Origin of the sequence: Psychromonas sp. KJ10-2 (genome assembly GCF_047323255.1) — a bacterium.
Classification (GTDB): domain Bacteria; phylum Pseudomonadota; class Gammaproteobacteria; order Enterobacterales; family Psychromonadaceae; genus Psychromonas.
This window is the reverse complement of the sequence record NZ_CP178827.1, coordinates 102,079-118,956: the sequence shown is the minus strand read 5'-3', so window position 1 is coordinate 118,956 and position 16,878 is coordinate 102,079. Positions and strand designations below refer to the sequence as shown.

Annotated in this window: 14 protein-coding genes and 2 pseudogenes; 6 read left to right on the top strand and 10 right to left on the bottom strand. The window is 36.4% G+C overall.

The window, feature by feature from the left end:
• Positions 1-1,909 (bottom strand): annotated as a pseudogene (gene thrS / locus ACLKL2_RS00560) (threonine--tRNA ligase).
• A gap of 206 nt (positions 1,910-2,115) precedes the next feature.
• Between thrS and ACLKL2_RS00555 the strand changes: the two are divergent.
• A complete protein-coding gene (locus ACLKL2_RS00555; protein WP_413692973.1) occupies positions 2,116-2,964 on the top strand; it encodes a glycosyltransferase family 2 protein in 849 nt (282 codons plus the stop codon).
• Between the two features lie 131 nt (positions 2,965-3,095).
• Here ACLKL2_RS00555 and ACLKL2_RS00550 read toward each other — a convergent pair whose 3' ends face one another.
• The gene (locus ACLKL2_RS00550) at positions 3,096-3,359 is read right to left on the bottom strand and encodes a YebG family protein (RefSeq protein ID WP_113817684.1); all 264 of its coding nucleotides are present in this window, start codon (positions 3,357-3,359) and stop codon (positions 3,096-3,098) included.
• A gap of 224 nt (positions 3,360-3,583) precedes the next feature.
• Here ACLKL2_RS00550 and ACLKL2_RS00545 point away from each other — a divergent pair, with 224 nt between their 5' ends.
• Genes ACLKL2_RS00545 through ACLKL2_RS00525 form a run of 5 tightly spaced genes read left to right on the top strand, consistent with a single transcriptional unit; the run spans position 3,584 to position 8,927 of the window.
• On the top strand, positions 3,584-4,144 hold the full coding sequence (locus tag ACLKL2_RS00545) for a paraquat-inducible protein A (protein WP_413692972.1): 561 nt from the start codon (positions 3,584-3,586) through the stop codon (positions 4,142-4,144).
• Complete coding sequence (locus ACLKL2_RS00540) at positions 4,137-4,769, top strand: paraquat-inducible protein A (protein WP_413692971.1); 633 nt, start codon at positions 4,137-4,139, stop codon at positions 4,767-4,769. The genes ACLKL2_RS00545 and ACLKL2_RS00540 overlap by 8 nt, the downstream gene beginning before the upstream one ends.
• Positions 4,759-7,425: a PqiB family protein gene (locus ACLKL2_RS00535; protein ID WP_413692970.1), complete on the top strand. Its 2,667-nt coding sequence runs from the start codon at positions 4,759-4,761 to the stop codon at positions 7,423-7,425. Before ACLKL2_RS00540 ends, ACLKL2_RS00535 begins: the two co-directional genes overlap by 11 nt.
• Positions 7,426-7,480: 55 nt before the next feature.
• On the top strand, positions 7,481-8,488 hold the full coding sequence (locus ACLKL2_RS00530; RefSeq protein WP_413692968.1) for an NOL1/NOP2/sun family putative RNA methylase: 1,008 nt from the start codon (positions 7,481-7,483) through the stop codon (positions 8,486-8,488).
• Positions 8,427-8,927: a methyltransferase RsmF C-terminal domain-like protein gene (locus ACLKL2_RS00525; RefSeq protein ID WP_413692967.1), complete on the top strand. Its 501-nt coding sequence runs from the start codon at positions 8,427-8,429 to the stop codon at positions 8,925-8,927. Before ACLKL2_RS00530 ends, ACLKL2_RS00525 begins: the two co-directional genes overlap by 62 nt.
• A gap of 344 nt (positions 8,928-9,271) precedes the next feature.
• Here ACLKL2_RS00525 and ACLKL2_RS00520 read toward each other — a convergent pair.
• The 8 genes and pseudogenes from ACLKL2_RS00520 to ACLKL2_RS00480 form a co-directional block, all read right to left on the bottom strand.
• A protein-coding gene (locus tag ACLKL2_RS00520; protein ID WP_413692283.1) for an IS3 family transposase occupies positions 9,272-10,464 on the bottom strand; the annotation gives its coding sequence in 2 pieces (ribosomal slippage) (positions 9,272-10,156 and positions 10,159-10,464; 1,191 coding nt in all).
• Positions 10,465-10,497: 33 nt separating this feature from the next.
• Entirely contained in the window at positions 10,498-11,028 is a 531-nt protein-coding gene (locus ACLKL2_RS00515; RefSeq protein WP_413692966.1) for a hypothetical protein, read from the bottom strand.
• A gap of 720 nt (positions 11,029-11,748) precedes the next feature.
• Positions 11,749-12,741 (bottom strand): transposase, encoded by a 993-nt coding sequence (locus ACLKL2_RS00510; RefSeq protein WP_413692965.1) that lies wholly within the window; start codon positions 12,739-12,741, stop codon positions 11,749-11,751.
• Between the two features lie 90 nt (positions 12,742-12,831).
• Positions 12,832-13,595: pseudogene (locus ACLKL2_RS20235) on the bottom strand (transposase); the annotation flags it as partial.
• Between the two features lie 247 nt (positions 13,596-13,842).
• Complete coding sequence (locus ACLKL2_RS00495; RefSeq protein WP_413692963.1) at positions 13,843-14,826, bottom strand: hypothetical protein; 984 nt, start codon at positions 14,824-14,826, stop codon at positions 13,843-13,845.
• Between the two features lie 135 nt (positions 14,827-14,961).
• Positions 14,962-15,309 (bottom strand): cell division protein SepF, encoded by a 348-nt coding sequence (locus ACLKL2_RS00490; protein WP_413692962.1) that lies wholly within the window; start codon positions 15,307-15,309, stop codon positions 14,962-14,964.
• The gene (locus tag ACLKL2_RS00485; protein WP_413692960.1) at positions 15,306-15,530 is read right to left on the bottom strand and encodes a hypothetical protein; all 225 of its coding nucleotides are present in this window, start codon (positions 15,528-15,530) and stop codon (positions 15,306-15,308) included. The genes ACLKL2_RS00490 and ACLKL2_RS00485 overlap by 4 nt, the downstream gene beginning before the upstream one ends.
• 20 nt (positions 15,531-15,550) lie before the next feature.
• Positions 15,551-16,201, bottom strand: coding sequence for a hypothetical protein (locus ACLKL2_RS00480; protein WP_413692959.1), 651 nt, complete (start codon positions 16,199-16,201; stop codon positions 15,551-15,553).
• Between the last annotated feature and the right edge of the window lie 677 nt (positions 16,202-16,878).

Below are 16,878 nucleotides of genomic sequence, written 5' to 3'. Positions count from 1 at the left end.
TTATGAGCGGGAAATGATCTCTTGCTTCACATGGTCAATGAAATTATCAACCTGCATTTTACCAAGGTCATCACCCTTACGCGTTCTTACTGCAACTTCGTTTGCTTCAACCTCTTGGTCACCGATAACGAGAAGGTATGGAACACGCTTTAATGTATGCTCGCGGATTTTAAAGCCTATCTTCTCATTTCTCAAGTCCGAAATGGCTCTAATACCCATTTTTTTCAATTTATTGACTACTTCTGTAACAAATTCTGACTGTTTATCAGTAATATTCATTACAACCACCTGTTGAGGTGATAACCAAGTTGGGTAAATACCCGCATATTCTTCAGTTAAGATACCGATGAAACGTTCTAAAGAACCTAAAATCGCACGATGAATCATAACCGGAGTATGACGTTCGTTATCTTCGCCTACATAAGTAGCGTCTAAACGACCTGGCATTGAGAAGTCTAACTGTATTGTACCACATTGCCACGCACGACCTAAACAATCATATAAAGTAAATTCGATTTTTGGACCATAGAAAGCACCCTCTCCTGGTAAGTATTCGAATTTAACACCATTTTCGTCTAATGCATGTGCTAACGCAGCTTCAGATTTATCCCATGTTGCATCATCACCAACACGTTTTTCTGGACGAGTAGATAATTTAACCACGATATCTTCAAAGCCGAATGTTTTGTAACATTCAAATACCATGTTGATACACGCAGATACTTCTTCAAGGATTTGCTCTTCAGTACAGAAGATATGCGCATCATCTTGAGTGAAACCACGAACACGCATTAATCCATGTAAAGAACCTGATGGTTCATTACGATGACATGAGCCAAATTCAGATAAACGCAATGGTAAATCACGGTATGATTTTAAACCTTGATTAAAGATTTGTACGTGACCAGGACAGTTCATTGGTTTAATTGCGTAATCACGGTTTTCACTACAAGTACAGAACATGCCGTCTTTGTATTTATCCCAGTGACCCGATTTTTCCCATAATGAACGGTCTAAAATTTGTGGTGCTTTTACTTCTTGGTAACCAAAGGCAACAGTTTGCTCACGAATATAACTTTCTAGTTCGCGGAAAATAGTCCAACCGTTTGGATGCCAGAACACCATACTCAGGTGCTTCTTCTTGCATGTGGTAAAGATCTAACTGTTTACCAATTTTACGATGGTCACGTTTTGCAGCTTCTTCAAGACGCTTGAGGTAACCATTTAACTGTTTTTTATCTGCCCAAGCCGTACCATAGATACGTTGTAGCATTTTATTGTCTGAGTCTGCACGCCAGTATGCGCCCGACACTTTCATTAATTTAAACCACTGGCTAAATTTCATCATAGGTACGTGTGGACCACGACACATATCTACATATTCTTCGTGATGGTACAAACCTGGGCGATCATCTTTATCAATACCTTCAAGAATCTCTAATTTGTATGGTTCATTACGCTCTTTAAATACAGCGATAGCCTCATCAACGCTTACTTTCTTTTTCACAACTTTATAATTAGTTTTTACCAACTGTTGCATGCGTTTTTCAATTTTAGCTAACTCTTCATCATTAATGGTAACGTCTAAATCTACGTCGTAGTAGAAACCATTATCAATGGTAGGACCGATTGCCATTTTAGCTTCAGGGTACAATTGTTTAATTGCATGACCTAATAAATGTGCACATGAGTGACGTAATATTTCTAAACCTTCATCATCTTTACTGGTGATGATAGCTACTTCAGCATCGGTTTCAATCGGATCACAAGCATCAACAAGTTGACCATTAACGCGACCAGCGATACAAGCTTTTGCTAAGCCTGGGCCGATATCTGCAGCGATTTCCATTATAGAAGTAGTGTTGTCGAATTGACGTTGATTTCCATCGGGAAGAGTAATAGTTGGCATGCTATTTTCCTCACAGTGATGCTTCCAACCAAAAAGCATATGTATTTTAGTAATTTAAAACGAGCATGCATTCTAGACAAATAGCAAACAGATTAAAAGTCTGAATTAACTTAATAATAGAAGTTTAATAGTAGAAATAGTAAATAAATTAAGACATAGCGCTAATTTAATATTTTTGGTAGTGTTTCACTTGGTATGCACTGAAGATGTTTAATGCTGAAATAATATTTTTATTAAAGGCCATGCTTATGATGAATGTTTCTGCTGTAATCCCTGCCTACAATCGCCCCGATTATTTAGAAAGTGCGATAAAAAGTGTATTAGCCCAAACCTACCCTATATCCGAAATTATTGTTGTTGATGATTGTTCAACAACGGACCTATTGCCTGTCATTTTAGCTTTTAAAGATGAACGAATTCACTATCATAAATCAACAACAAATATGGGTAATGGTTACTCTAGAAATCAAGGGACTAAAATGGCCAATGGTGACTGGATAGCTTACTTAGATGATGATGATATTTGGTATGAAAATAAAGTAGAGTTACAAATACAGTCCATTGAAAAACATAACTGTATTGCATGTTTAACTTCATTAGAACATTTAGAGACAGGAAAAATACATCAACCTGAAGTTGGTGAATTTGTTGAGGATAAACACCTTCGATTAGGTAATCTATATTGCGGCACATCAGGGCTACTTGTATCTAAGGCTGCGATACTCCCTTTACTTTTTGATGAAACATTAAAATGCGGAGTAGACTGGGATATTTATATACGGCTTAATCAAGTTGGTAAGATTTATTATCTACAGCAACCTTTATTTTATTATCGTCAAGGTACTCACAGCGGGATAATAAGCAACTTAACTAAAATGAAAATTGAGAACTACGATTCTCGATTAACCGCTATTAAGAAACATCGTCATTGGTTAGGGGAGCACAAATATAAAAAAAGATTAGCAAAACAAATTTTATATTATGCTTTTTCTAAACCTAAGCCTCAAGATTGGATTTATTACTCTATTAAAGAAGCGGAATCCCTGCTACTTTAAATGTCATATTTAAAAAGTTTTATGAGAAAATAAAAACAAAATTGGGCTTCACAAGTAAGGTCGTATAACAAGCAAATTTCATAGTTTCTAAGTTGCTACTAACCAGCTATTACATGAATAATTTTAGCGAATTATTCCTGTTCTTTTTCAATTGCTTCAGGGCTATATAACTGGCCTTTAAATAGGTTTTGTAATACATCTTTATTACTTGCGATATATAGACCTAACTCTTCCAGTTGCTGATCATCCAGTGAAACTGGACTATCACTTAGAAATAATGCAATTTGATCAGCGCTATCTAGCATCTTATCGTATGCATCGGCTTCTTTCTTACTGGTAAAGGTCATTTTTTCAACACCCTTTCTTTCTACAATGTATTTAATGATGACTGCCACGGTGGCCTCTTTTTTTATAACAATTAAAGATGGTTTATGCCCATACTAATTTAAGGTAGGTGGTGATTTTCAACACTGCATAATAACATGGGTATATATACAGTACTACTTGTGCTTTGAGAATGCAAATTTTGTCATCTTATATTTAGTTTGCTATCTTATTGGATATCTCAAATTACTGATAAGTAAGTATGAATACAATTATTTGTAGGCACTGTGACCTAGTGTCAGAACGCCCAGCTTTAACAAAGGGTTACGTTGCTAAATGTTCTCGATGCCAACATACGTTGTACAAAGCGAAAGTGGCTAATGAAAAGAAAATACTCGCCTTAGCTCTCAGCGCATTATTACTTGCAGTCCCTGCTTTTTCTTTCTCTTTAGTCTCAGTGCATTTACTTGGTGTAACAGAGCAGACTAGCTTATTACAAGGTGCACTATTATTAATCGGTTTTGCACCTATTGTCGCGCTTGTAGTGATTTTTTGTGCGGTAGTCGCCCCTGCACTGCTCGCTGCTTGTATGTGCTTCAGTAGTGCTTGTGTTGTTTTAAACAAACGCCCTCCTTTATTAAACCCAGTGCTTAAATTAACCAGCGTATTAATTCATTGGTCTATGTTAGAAGTTTACATCGTCAGTTTTATGGTGGCTCTGTTCAAACTAAGTAGTTATGCAGATATCTATTACGATAGTGGACTATTCTTTTTAGTGGCTTTATTAATCCTTAACATGAGTATGATCTGTGAATACAGCAATGCTTATTACTGGAGCTTCTTAACTAATGAATAAACCATTAAAAAGTGGATTAAGTGCAATTCAGCAAGATACACAACTATGTAAAGAGTGTGATCGCCCTTCTACTATTAGTCAGCATAAAACACACTGTCCGCATTGTGGCACTCCTATTTCAGTGAGAACAAAACACAGTATTCAAAAAACCTGGGCATTGTTATGCATTGCATTTATTTTTATCTTTCCCGCAAATATTTACCCAATAACGTTTTTAGTCAAAAATAATGAAGCTTACCCAGACACTATTTTTTCTGGCATTATGACCTTAGTCTCCACGGGCATGCCAGGTATTGCGCTTATTGTATTTGTCGCTTCAATGTTAGTACCCGTATTAAAGATCATTGCCTTAGCCGTGATCTCTTTAGCCGCGCATTTTAAATGGAAGATGAACCCTAAGAGGCAACTTCTTGCCTATACTATTGTCGATTGGATAGGACGCTGGTCAATACTCGACCTGTTTGTTATTTCTATCATGATGGCCGTATTTGATAAAGGTAACCTTTTATCTGTATACCCAGGAATTGCCGCAACCTCTTTTACCGTAGTGGTGATCACTACCTTATTCGCCGCACAAAGTTTCGATACTCGCTTAATATGGGACGCTAACCTCGATGCCAACTAATTTAAACTCCTCCACTGACTCAACTTCTCAGCCAGTGATTGCGCCTGCTAGATCCATTTCTCCAATATGGTTTTTACCATTTATCGCCGCCGTATTGGCGATTTGGATCCTATTTCAAAACATTACCCATCGAAATGTGCAAATTAGCATTCACTTTACCAATGCTGACGGGATCATTGTTGATAAAACCAAAGTACGTTACAAAGGTGTGATTGTAGGTACAGTGAAAAAAGTCGAGTTAGATGAGGTGGATGGCGTGAATGTGATCGCTGAAATTGAATCCCATGCAACCTTCTTATTAAAAGAGAAAAGCAAACTCTGGTTAGTCTCGCCTAAAGCCTCTTTAACCTCTATCACGGGGTTAGATACCCTATTCTCAGGCAGTTATATCAACATTTTACTCGGTGAAGGTGAAGATGCCACGGAATTTATGGCCACTGCAGAGCAACCGATCATCATTCCCGATAATGCGCTATTAATCAATTTAAGTAGTACTAATGCTGACTCAATTACCGTAGGCACACCGATTTTCTTCAAAAAAATACAAGTGGGTGAAATCGCACGCGTTAGATTAGATAAATCAGGGAAGCACGTTAATATCCAAGCATTTATTGAAAAGAAGTACAGCAGCTTAGTTAAACAAAAGAGTAAGTTTTGGAATATTAGTGGTTTGAATGCCAATTTATCTCGTTCAGGAGTGGAATTTAAATTAGATAGCTTAACCACCTTGATTGCCGGAGGCATTACTTTTAGTAGCCCAGAAGGGTCAGCATCAACAGATCAAGATAAGGTCTATCAGTTGTTTGAAAATATTGCCGATAGCCAACAGGGATTAAGCATTACTTTACAATTAAACAATACCAACAACTTACCTAAAAGAGCCGGTATTTTATTCAAAGGACATGGTATTGGACGTATCGATAATATTCGCTATGACTCAGCGAGCCAATTGTTTGTTGCAAATGCGACAATCAACCCAGCATTTAGTGAGCTAGTCACTGAGAGCGCAGAATTTTGGGTAGAGCAAGCCGCAGTGTCATTTTCTAAAATAGAAAACTTGAGCAACTTGATCACCGGTGATTTCATCAGTTTTTCACATGGCGATAACTACCTAAATGAAAAACAACAAACCACATTTATGGTTAAATCTGATCAGTCTAAGGAGACATTATCGCTTACCTTAATAGCAGATAATGCCAATGGATTAAGTGAGAACGCACCGATTACATTTAAAGGGTTAACCATAGGCCACATTAACGGTTTAACCTTAAGTAATGACAGTCAGCATGTACAAGTTAACATGGATATCGACCAACAATTTGCTTACCTAGTTAATCAGGACAGTAAATTTCACTTACTCAGCGGCGTTAATATTAAAGCCTCTGTTCAAGGTGTAGAGGTTGATAGCAAACCGATCCAACATATCATTCAAGGCGGTATTGCGTTATATAACCCAACGCCATCTAATCAAGAAACTGCGCCGTTAACAGAAGATCGTAATTTCTATTTATATGCTTCTAAAGAGATGGCGAAATTAGGTAAAGATGCCTTTGCTAGCCCATTGCAAGTTAACCTATTAAGTAAAGAGTTACCTTCCGTCAGTATTGGGTCGCCTGTTTACTACCATAAACTCGCGATAGGTGAAGTAAGTGCTCTGAATTTACACGATAGCAGTTTGATGCAAACCACCATCAATATAAACCCAAAGTTTAAACACCTGATCACCGAGCAAACTATCTTTTGGAATATTAGCGGTTTTAGCGTTAACGCTGGCCTATCTGGCATCAAAGTCGATGCACAATCTTTATTGTCTATTGCTACGGGAGGCATTGCCTTAGCCTTTTCACCTGATGCAACGGGTAATAAGACTCAGAATGGTGCGTACCGTTTGTATAATAGTTACCAAGATGCAACGCAATCTTTAAAGCAAATCACCCTCTTATATGACGATGCCTCTGACTTAAAAGTCGGTAATAAAGTTAAATTAAAAGGACTAGAGATTGGTGAAATCAGCGCCTTAGATTTAAATAACAACAATCAAGTGGTTGTCACCTTAGATATTATGGAAAACTACTTTGATAAGGTCGCAAAACAAGGTAGCCGTTTTTGGATAGTTCGCAGTGATATCTCCTTATCAGGAGCCAAACACCTATCAACCTTAATCAGCGGCGTCTTTATTAATGTTGCACCAGGACAAGGTCAAGTCAGCAAACAATTTGTAGGGGAAGTCGCACCACCTACATTAGATAAAGATAAAGTGGGTCTCTCTCTGATTTTAACCGCTGATAATGCAGGCTCTACTAATATCGGCAGCCCTATCTACCACCGTAAAATTCAGATTGGTGAAGTGACGGATAAACGCCTGAACAGCAATGCATCAGGTGTGGAAATAATGATCAACATATACCCAGAATTTAGCCATTTAATTCGAGAAAATAGTATTTTCTGGCCGGCCTCAGGCTTTAATCTAGATATTGGTATTACCGGCGCTGCATTAAAAGCAGCCTCATTAACCTCACTATTAAAAGGAGGGATCAGCATGAGCACAACCGACAATAAACCATTACAGCCAGCGGCAGCTGATTATTCAACCTTTAAATTAAAATCTGGATTAGATGAAGATTGGTTAGATTGGAAACTTAATATTCCTAATTAAAATCAGATTATGGTATCTTGCGCGCATTAACCGTGCGCGTTTTGTAAGGATCCAAATGGACAGCAATACTTTTATACCTCAAGCTTTTATCGATAAGATGATCAACATTTTACCTGAACAATTAAATATTGATGATTTGCTCAGTGCCTGTCGCCGTCCGCTGCGCCGCGCCATTAGAATTAATACACTGAAAATAAGTATTAATGCCTTCAAACTTATTGCACAAAAGCACGCTTGGTCCTTAACGCCTGTACCTTGGTGTAAAGAAGGTTTCTGGATTGATATTGAAGATGAATCAATCCCACTGGGTAATAGTGCAGAGCATCTAGCAGGTTTATTTTACATTCAAGAAGCCAGCTCAATGATGCCCGTTGCCGCTTTATTGAGTCATTTTCAACCGAACAAAACCTCTACCTTATTAGATGCCGCAGCAGCGCCAGGTTCGAAAACCACGCAACTTGCATCAGCAACGAATAACCAAGGTTTGGTGATTGCCAACGAGTACTCTTCAAGCCGTATCAAAATGTTACATGCCAACATACAACGATGTGGCATACAAAATGTAGCATTAACGCACTTTGATGCTGCCGTATTTGGTCAATGGTTGCCGAATACCTTTGATGCTATTTTGTTAGATGCGCCCTGCTCTGGTGAAGGCACAGTGCGTAAAGACAAAAACGCCATGAAAAATTGGCAGCAATCAGCGATTGACTCCATTGCATTAACGCAAAAAGAGTTAATAAAAAGCGCCTTTCAAGCGCTTAAACCAGGCGGTGTCATGGTTTATTCAACCTGTACATTAAGCCTTGAAGAAAACCAAGAGGTCTGCCACTCCCTACAACAAACCTATCCTGAACAGGTTGATTTCCTTTCTCTTAACAACTTATTTGAAGGCGCAGAAAAAACCTTAACAGAAGAAGGCTTTTTACATATTTGGCCACAGGTTTACGATACGGAAGGTTTTTTTGTCGCGGCAATCCAAAAAACTGGATTTGTAGAGAGTGAGCCTGCAAAAGAAACGATTAGGAAAATTCCCATTTCAACCTACACCAGCAACCACTAACAAGAGCCTATTAAATTACTTTAGTGAGCAATTTGGCATTAATGAGTTTAATGGAGTTCTCTATCAGCGTGATGATGAATTTTGGATCTTCCATGAAAATATAATTCCATTAATTACAGAATTACGTTTTTCTCGATTAGGTATAAAAGTCGCAGAGCAATTTGGTAAAGGCCGTAAATCGGGGTTCAGGGCAAGTCATGAGTTTGCGACTTGTTACGGACAACAAGCGTCAAATAACAAAGTATCTTTAACCGCTGAACAAGCAAAATCCTATTATCAGGGACGTGATATTCACGACATTGATACTTCAAATACCAAAGGTGAAGTGCTATTAACCTATCAAGGTCACGTCATAGGTTTAGGTAAATCGCTAGATAATCGCATTAAAAACAGTCGCCCTAGAGACCTGATCATCGACCAAAACCTGTTTGATTTTTAACACTAGAGATTAAGTAACACCTACCAGCTTGCCCACTGTGAATAGTGGGCAAGCTGAAATAATTGGCTAACGTTAAATATATGACAACACTAAACGTCCCTAGTACAACACCTCAATAACCTCATCAGTGTGAAGAAAAAGAGTCGACTAAAGAGGAAAAGATCAGTGCATCAGATATCGATAGCTGAGATTGGCGTGGCTGCGTCATAACAACTACCCATTAGCATGCAAAAAACTACATAACTAAAAGGTTGGAGAGTCATTATGATTCGTCAAAGTTATTAGGTGTCCATTAGTTTCATGTTAGTTGATCTTCACCCGCAAAAGTGGACACCTTCCACTTGTTATATCTTTGCTAATTCATATTCTACAGGTGTTTTATATCCTAAGCTCGAATGCAAGCGCTGTCGATTATAAAAATAGTTTAAATAGCCTTTAAGCTTAGAATGCAACTTACTCATTGTTTCAAAACGATTTCCTCGAATTAAATCGGCTTTAAGCGAGTGAAAAAATGACTCTACTTCTGCATTGTCCGTGCAACACCCTGGTCGATTCATACTCGCATTAATGTTGTGTCTTTTTAAATATTCCTGAACATTATGTGCTCTATATTCCGCACCTCGGTCTGTATGAAACAATACACGATTGACAGGTTGACGCTTTTTAATCGCCAAACGTAATGCTTTAAGAGTAAGCTCTGTAGATTTGTTCTTCCCAAAAGCCCACCCGATAACTCTACGTGAAAACAAGTCAATAACGACTGCAAGATAGTGCCACTTAGTTCCAACTTTAAGATACGTAATATCACCTGACCATTGTTGATTGATATCTGTTGGCTTCTCAATATTCTTACGTTCATTTTGTATTTCTTTATAAAAGAACTTTATCTTAGCGGGCTTGCTATAAGTTTTTATTGCCCGTGCCCTTAGCCCATTTTCACGCATTAATCGTGCAACCCGCTTTCCACTTGTTCTTATGCCAGCCCTTTTTAAGGCATGAAAGACTCGGGGGCTTCCATAAGTTTGGTGATTATCGTTAAACACTTTCTTAATACTTTGCAACAAAACTGCATCTGATAAGGCCCTCACCGAAATAGACCTTTTTAACCAGGCATAGTAGCCACTGCGAGAGACCTCAAGCCATTCACAAAGGTATTTGACGCCTAAGACTTCTCCGAACCCTTGGATGAATCCAAATCGTTCTGATGTACTTCCGCCAGATACCGTTGCCACTTTTTTAGCAAACCATTCTCCAATTTCAAACGCTCATTTTCTTTCTGAAGCTTCTGAATTGCAGTTAATTCTTTTTTAGTAGGGACTTTTTTCATATTTTCACTATCGACACTGTAGCGCTGTACCTTTAAGAACTTTCCTTCTCGATACTCTTTTCGCCACCGACTTAACATTAATGGATGAATATCAAGTGCTGAAGCAACATCCTTAGACATTACATCGTCTCTTAAGCTTAGTTTGACCGCTTTAATTTTAAAGCTTACTGGATAAAACCAGGTCTTTCTTGGTTGTGTATATTTGGGCATTTCAACCTCCTCAGTGTATAGAGGAGGTGTCTACTAAAGTGGGTGAGCATCAGAATCCGACTTGATTGCCTTGTTAAGTGTTCTATATTTGGCTGCGAACCTAAATAAAATTAAAGCAATAACTGCAAACCAAAACGTGCTAGAAGTCAGTTGGTAATAGCCCCAAAATACCCCTTCTTGCTTAACACCAACGATAGCTTGAATTATCGATACAACTATCGGAAAAACAAAAACACCAGGTGCTGAAAAATTTACCATATAGTCCGTTATCACCGATGCAGAAACCCCTTTTTTGATATTAGAGTAAAAATCCCACCCTATATTCCCCCAAAACACACCTACAACAAGATAAGCTGTTTCAAGCCCTGATTTCCAAAACAAAGGATCTCCATGCGCCTTAACAATCATGGATAATTGAAAATAGGTCAACCACAAGCAGAAAAAGCCCATAATAAAATGAAAGAATATAAATAACTTACCAATATTATTTGTAATAAACCCATTTTTATCTTTAAATTCATACTCAATAGTTGAGGTGACTAAGCTTTTTATTTTATTAAACAAATTTTTAATACTCCATGAGGAATTAATACACAACGCATGACACTTAACAGCATATTAGATAACAAAATGTCACTTTTCCCGCGGAAAGATGGCAAATATCTAATGATTAATAATAGACTTAGACTAATGCAATTATCATTTTAATCAACAATTTAAAATGAAACATACGATAATCCGGACATCCATCAATTTACATTATAATGATAATACGATTTCGGTTATCAAAAAGCTAAGTGAACAATACACATTGTTGAACTATTCGAGATAATACGTTTAATTTAGAAGAAAAATCTTAAACATATCAATTTTTGTATGCGGAAATGCTTAGCGAGCGCTAATTAGGGCATTATTGTTAATGAAATAAACTACCGATTAGCTAATGCAGCCGTAATTGATTTTTACTGGCTATCCAACGCTTTCCTGTGTGGCTGCATAAACGGCTAATGCTTCTAACGACCCGACCGCTCCGTGATAATCTTTACCAAAGCGACTGGCTAGAATCTAACTTAGACATCCATTAATTTACATTATAATGATAATACGATTCGATTATCAAAAAGCTAAGTAAAAAACTAAGTGAACAATACACATTGTTGAACTATTCGAGGTAATGCGTTTAATTTAGAAGAAAAAACTTAAAGATATCAATTTTTGTATGCAGGAAGTGCTTAGCGGGTGCTAATTAGGGCATTATTGTTAATGAAATAAACTACCGATTAGCTAATGCAGCCGTAATTGATTTTTACTGGCTATCCAACGCTTTCCTGTGTGGCTGGCATAAACGGCTAATGCTTCTAACGACCCGACCGCTCCGTGATAATCTTTACCAAAGCGACTGGCTAGTGATAACCAAGTGTCATCATCTAACCCAAGCTGAGAGAGTATGCTAGGACGATGCATTGAAATAGCGCCACGTTTATCCTCTCTTATAATACGACCACTCCAATCCACTAACTCAATATAATCTAATAGCGAAAATGGAATACCTCGTGTTGATTGTTCATTTTCATCACCTATAAAACCAAATAAAGGTTTTTTAGTAAAAGTGTACGCTAGTGGTTTTTCGTTTTGTTGGGCAACACCATGAATGCGCTCATAAGCAGACGTATATTCAGAGGTTTCTACACTATCACTCATTTTTGCTCGAACTGGATTCAAATCCACATAAGCCATACAAGTTAATAAGGCATCTTCATCTAATAGCGCTTGAGATTTAAAACGCCCTTCCCAGAAACGACCTGAGCATTCATCTTCTTTATTGGCTTTACGTGCGACGAATTCGTTTAAGCAACGCATAAACCATGAGATATCAGCGAGCCTATTTCTCCAATTATCAATAATAGATAATGCCACTTTATTTTCTGCTTCTGATATGGTTTGTGTTGATTGCCAACGTTCAACTAATACAGGCTTTGTATATAGCTGACACCAGCGTTCACAAACTGCCTCATCACTTAGAGCCTCATTAGATGCTTCATCTACATGTAACACCAGATGATAATGATTGGACATAATAGCATAGGCACAAATATCAATACTAAACAGCGAAGCAAGGTAATGTATTCGTTCAACCACCCATTGACGCCTATGCTCAAAAGACTTTTCAGTGTATTTATCTTCCCCGCACAAATAAGCACGGCGAACACAGCGTGAAATACAATGGTAATAAGGCGTATCAGATAACGATACTTGTGATTGGCGGGATTGAGTCATAATAAACTACCTCCTAAATGCAACAATAAGCACATCTAAAAGATAGTTTACGTTTTAAATTAATTCAAAATAGATGGGTGTCCGCTACTTACTTATGCCGTTATAGCCTTGAATAGTACCTTTACTCGTGGTCATCTTCGCACTGTCTGGGTCAGTGATATTACTTTTACGGGCTTTCTCTGACTACCTAACTTCTCTTCATTGGTCGCCAAGAATTCTTTAATTTTATCCGCGCTTTTATCAAGTTTAGCCTGCTGTTTTAAATCATGGGCAATTTCATCTTCACTCAAACTATCTTGTGCTTGATGACGTGCAAGTATGCGCTGACTTGCTCTGCGCAACTTCGCTTGTTTACGTTCAAGTTCATCAAATGTGCCACTCCACTCTTTACTAGCATTCGAACGAATTTTACATCCATCAATCGCAAACATGTTACGGCCTATCAAACCTTCACGGTCGCATATCATTAATACTTGAGTAAAAAGTGGTTTAATTTGGTCTTTCATTTTAGCGACAAAACTAGCTATGGAAGTGTAATGAGGTTGCTCATCACCCCTCTTTTTTCAACAACATCTCATGAAGGTAATATTGGTTTCACAAGCATTTGCAATGCGACGACTGCTGACCAAGCCTCGTGAATAACCAAACAGAACTATCTTCAACATCACTGAAGGAGGATAAGCAGCCGCGCCATTTTTATCGTTGTTGTACCATTTATCAAAAGTACTTAGATCAAGGTGTTTGTCGACGATATGGGAAAGTGCGTATTCAAAAGTACCAGGGATAATTTGCTGTGAAAAATCAATCGGAATGAATTTACTTTGGCAGAATAAGTCAGGTTTATAGTTAGCCATTACATTTAACTCTGAGCGAATAATAGCTATTAGATCACAGTCGATCACCGCATTCAAGGTCGTTTTCTGTACAATGAGACACAATTAAAAAAGAGCGATAAACGCTCTTTTTGGAGAAATTCTACAGCCTCAACGCCCTGTTAACAGGCAAAAAACAGTTGGTTAAAATTAGCGACGAAGGAGCAAAACCAACTGTTTTTTGTGATCTTCACCCGCAAAAGTGGACACCTTCCACTTGTTATACCTTTTATTTTTTATACCAGGATCTAAATTTCTTTTTAAAACGCGATACATCCAATGATGTCTTGCTTTCAAAGACTTCTCTAACAACTTTTTTTAATTGATCACTATAAGCTTGATCATTAGTTTCAATATACTTTTTCTCATAAGCAGTCGAGAGATAATTACAAGTTGTAAACCAGCCTTTGTCTTGGTTATTGTCCAAGTATCTTTTCGAGAGTTCTAAATACCTTATAGCTCGACTGTATTCATTTAATTGTTGTGAAAGGAATATGCCAAAAACCATTAAAAGTGATTGGTGAGCAACAGTTCCAATCAAATATCTATAATCATATTCAATGGATTCGATAGCTTCTTCGTATAAATGTTCAACTTGTTGTAATATTTTTTTGTCGCCACGATAAAACTTCCTAATACCTTCTATTAAAAGCCTTGCTTTTTGTAGAGGTAAATAAGGGTGGTTAGTTATAAATGAATGTTCATCAAATTCTTTTAAATACTTCTCATAACCACTTTTATCTCGAGCACCAACACAAACTATAGCTTCACCATACAATGAAAATAGCTCTGCAATGATGATCTTATCTATATAGTTTCTTGGTTGCCAAACAGTTACATTATGATGAAGTACTGAATTTTTTTCTTGGATGTCATTAAGCTCAGCAATTTTTTGCTTCATTCGGGTTTTATGAGTTTTAATTTTATCTTTGATATTGCTTTGAATGAATCGATCAGGCAATAGCTTTATAAACACAAAACGTTTGGCAAATTCATTGAGTTCGTAATATTCACCTTTCTTGACTAAAACCAACCTTTCTAGCAAATAATTACAGATTTTTTCTGCATCTGAAACATCAATTTTGACAAGTTTACTTACTGAGTAAAGTTCTATTTTTTCATCATACAATGAAATTATTTGCATAACTTCATTTACAGGAAGACCTTGTTCTGAAAGGTATAATAAAGCATTATCAAATGTATTTTTATACATAAAACTTGCTATCATTTCAGCGTTTTTAGAATCTCATACTTTCTAGTGAAGATGTAAGCTCATCAAAAGTTGATACATTTCTATCAATAATATTTAGAGCTTGAAGAATAATTAGTGCATTACCTTTCGATACTTTTAAGATTTTTGGATCTGTAGGTGAGTAAGATCTAAGTTAAACCCTTCAGATTCAATTATTTCTTCAATGAAACTTAAGCCTATTGGATCTTGTCTAAATTCTTCAACGTGTATTTTTTCTTCACATTGTTCTTCATTTCTAGATGTTAATATAAATTGAACTGTTCGTGGGACTGATTTGATAAAATCTAATATTTTAATCTTTTCCGATTCATCAATATTTTCAATGTTATCAATAGCAATAATTCCATTTTTATCATACTCAGCTAAATCAGAAATATTCTCAAAGCTTAAGGATTTACAAATTAGACTTTGTAACCCTTCAAGAGTTGTAAATTCCGGCTTCATGCAGAGTCTAAATATAATTCCCCTGTTGACTTATTATCTCGCAAGTACTCATCTTTACTTGAGTAAAATAAAAGATAGCTAACGTCTGTATACTTACCATCCTTTTTATCACGTAATACTCGGTATAAAAACTCCGTAGTTATAGCAGTTTTACCCACACCACCATAGCCATATAAAACAATTGAACCAGCAAGCCTTTGACGAATATTATTACCTAACAATGAGCTATAAAGTTGCTCTATTATTTTTCCCTACAGTGCAATGTATTGTGGTGAGAAATGGCATAGTTTAAATTTTCTGTAAGAGCATGATTATGTGAATTAATTTGATTATATTTAATTACGTCATCACCTAATTTACTTTTTGAGTAATACCAAAAATACTTGCTGTCTAAATTTGCAATAATATTTTCAATGAAGTAAATCGTTTTATTCGCTTCAAGTTCAGAGACAGGACGAGAACCAGGGTGAGATAAGTTGTTTCTAATTTTATGATATAAAGTACAACAATAATGAAACTCTTCTATAGAGCTAAAAGAGTTAGAAATATCTTTTTCTAAGAAACTTGAGTTAAAAAATATTAAAAGTAATTCTAATATTTCTGAAACATATGGTACATCATTGTTAAATTCATTATTAATCATTGAATTATTACATTCATTTAATAATGCGTATATTTCATCAGATTTAGCGACAAAAGACCTAATTTTTGCAGTTATTCTTCTTGAATAAATTAAATCTTCAGAAATAGATATAGCTTGAAGTGCACTTTTAAATATCTCAGGAGAGGTATACTTACAAACTAAGACCTCAGAAATAAAACTTCTAAAAGATACTTCCGTACATTTTATGACCTTATCTAAGGTGTTAGACTGCTCTACAGATATATACAATTATTTTTCCTTTTTAAATAGTAATTTATTCTAGTTTCGGCAGAAGGTATAACATCTTATTAGATAACAAAATGTCACATTCCCAGCGGGAAGATGACAAACATCTAATGATTAATAATAGACCTAGACTACTGTAAATATTATTTTAATCAATAGTTTAAAACAAAAGATGAAATATAAATCATGTGGAAAGATGACAAAATGCAATATTTACGGCGGAAATGTTGCAAATACTCTATGTGTATAAATAAACGTATATTTCTTTACGTAAACTCACTGAATAACTCTTCTATTCAATTAAGAAAATACAAATAGAATCTTTGGTTTCAGCTTTCTACTGGTTTAAAGGAAGTAACCCACCGACAAAGCGATACTAGTAATAATAAGATTAAAGTAGGTTGGACAAACGTAAGCATTAATTAATACTAAGTATTTATTGCTCTATGTATATATAAGTTCCGACGGAGGAGCGCGGAAACCAGGTAAAGTCAAAACAAGCCGGTTGAAGCCAGTGCCCCTAAAACCATATCTCATGAGCTAAGTACTAAGCTAAAAAATTGTTATAACGACTTTTAGTTTAGCTGTAACAAAGCCTATTCAATGCAGCGACTAAAAGCCTAGCTGGACCACGACAAACGTTAACATATGAAACGGGCTGAAGAGAATGGCTCAAATCA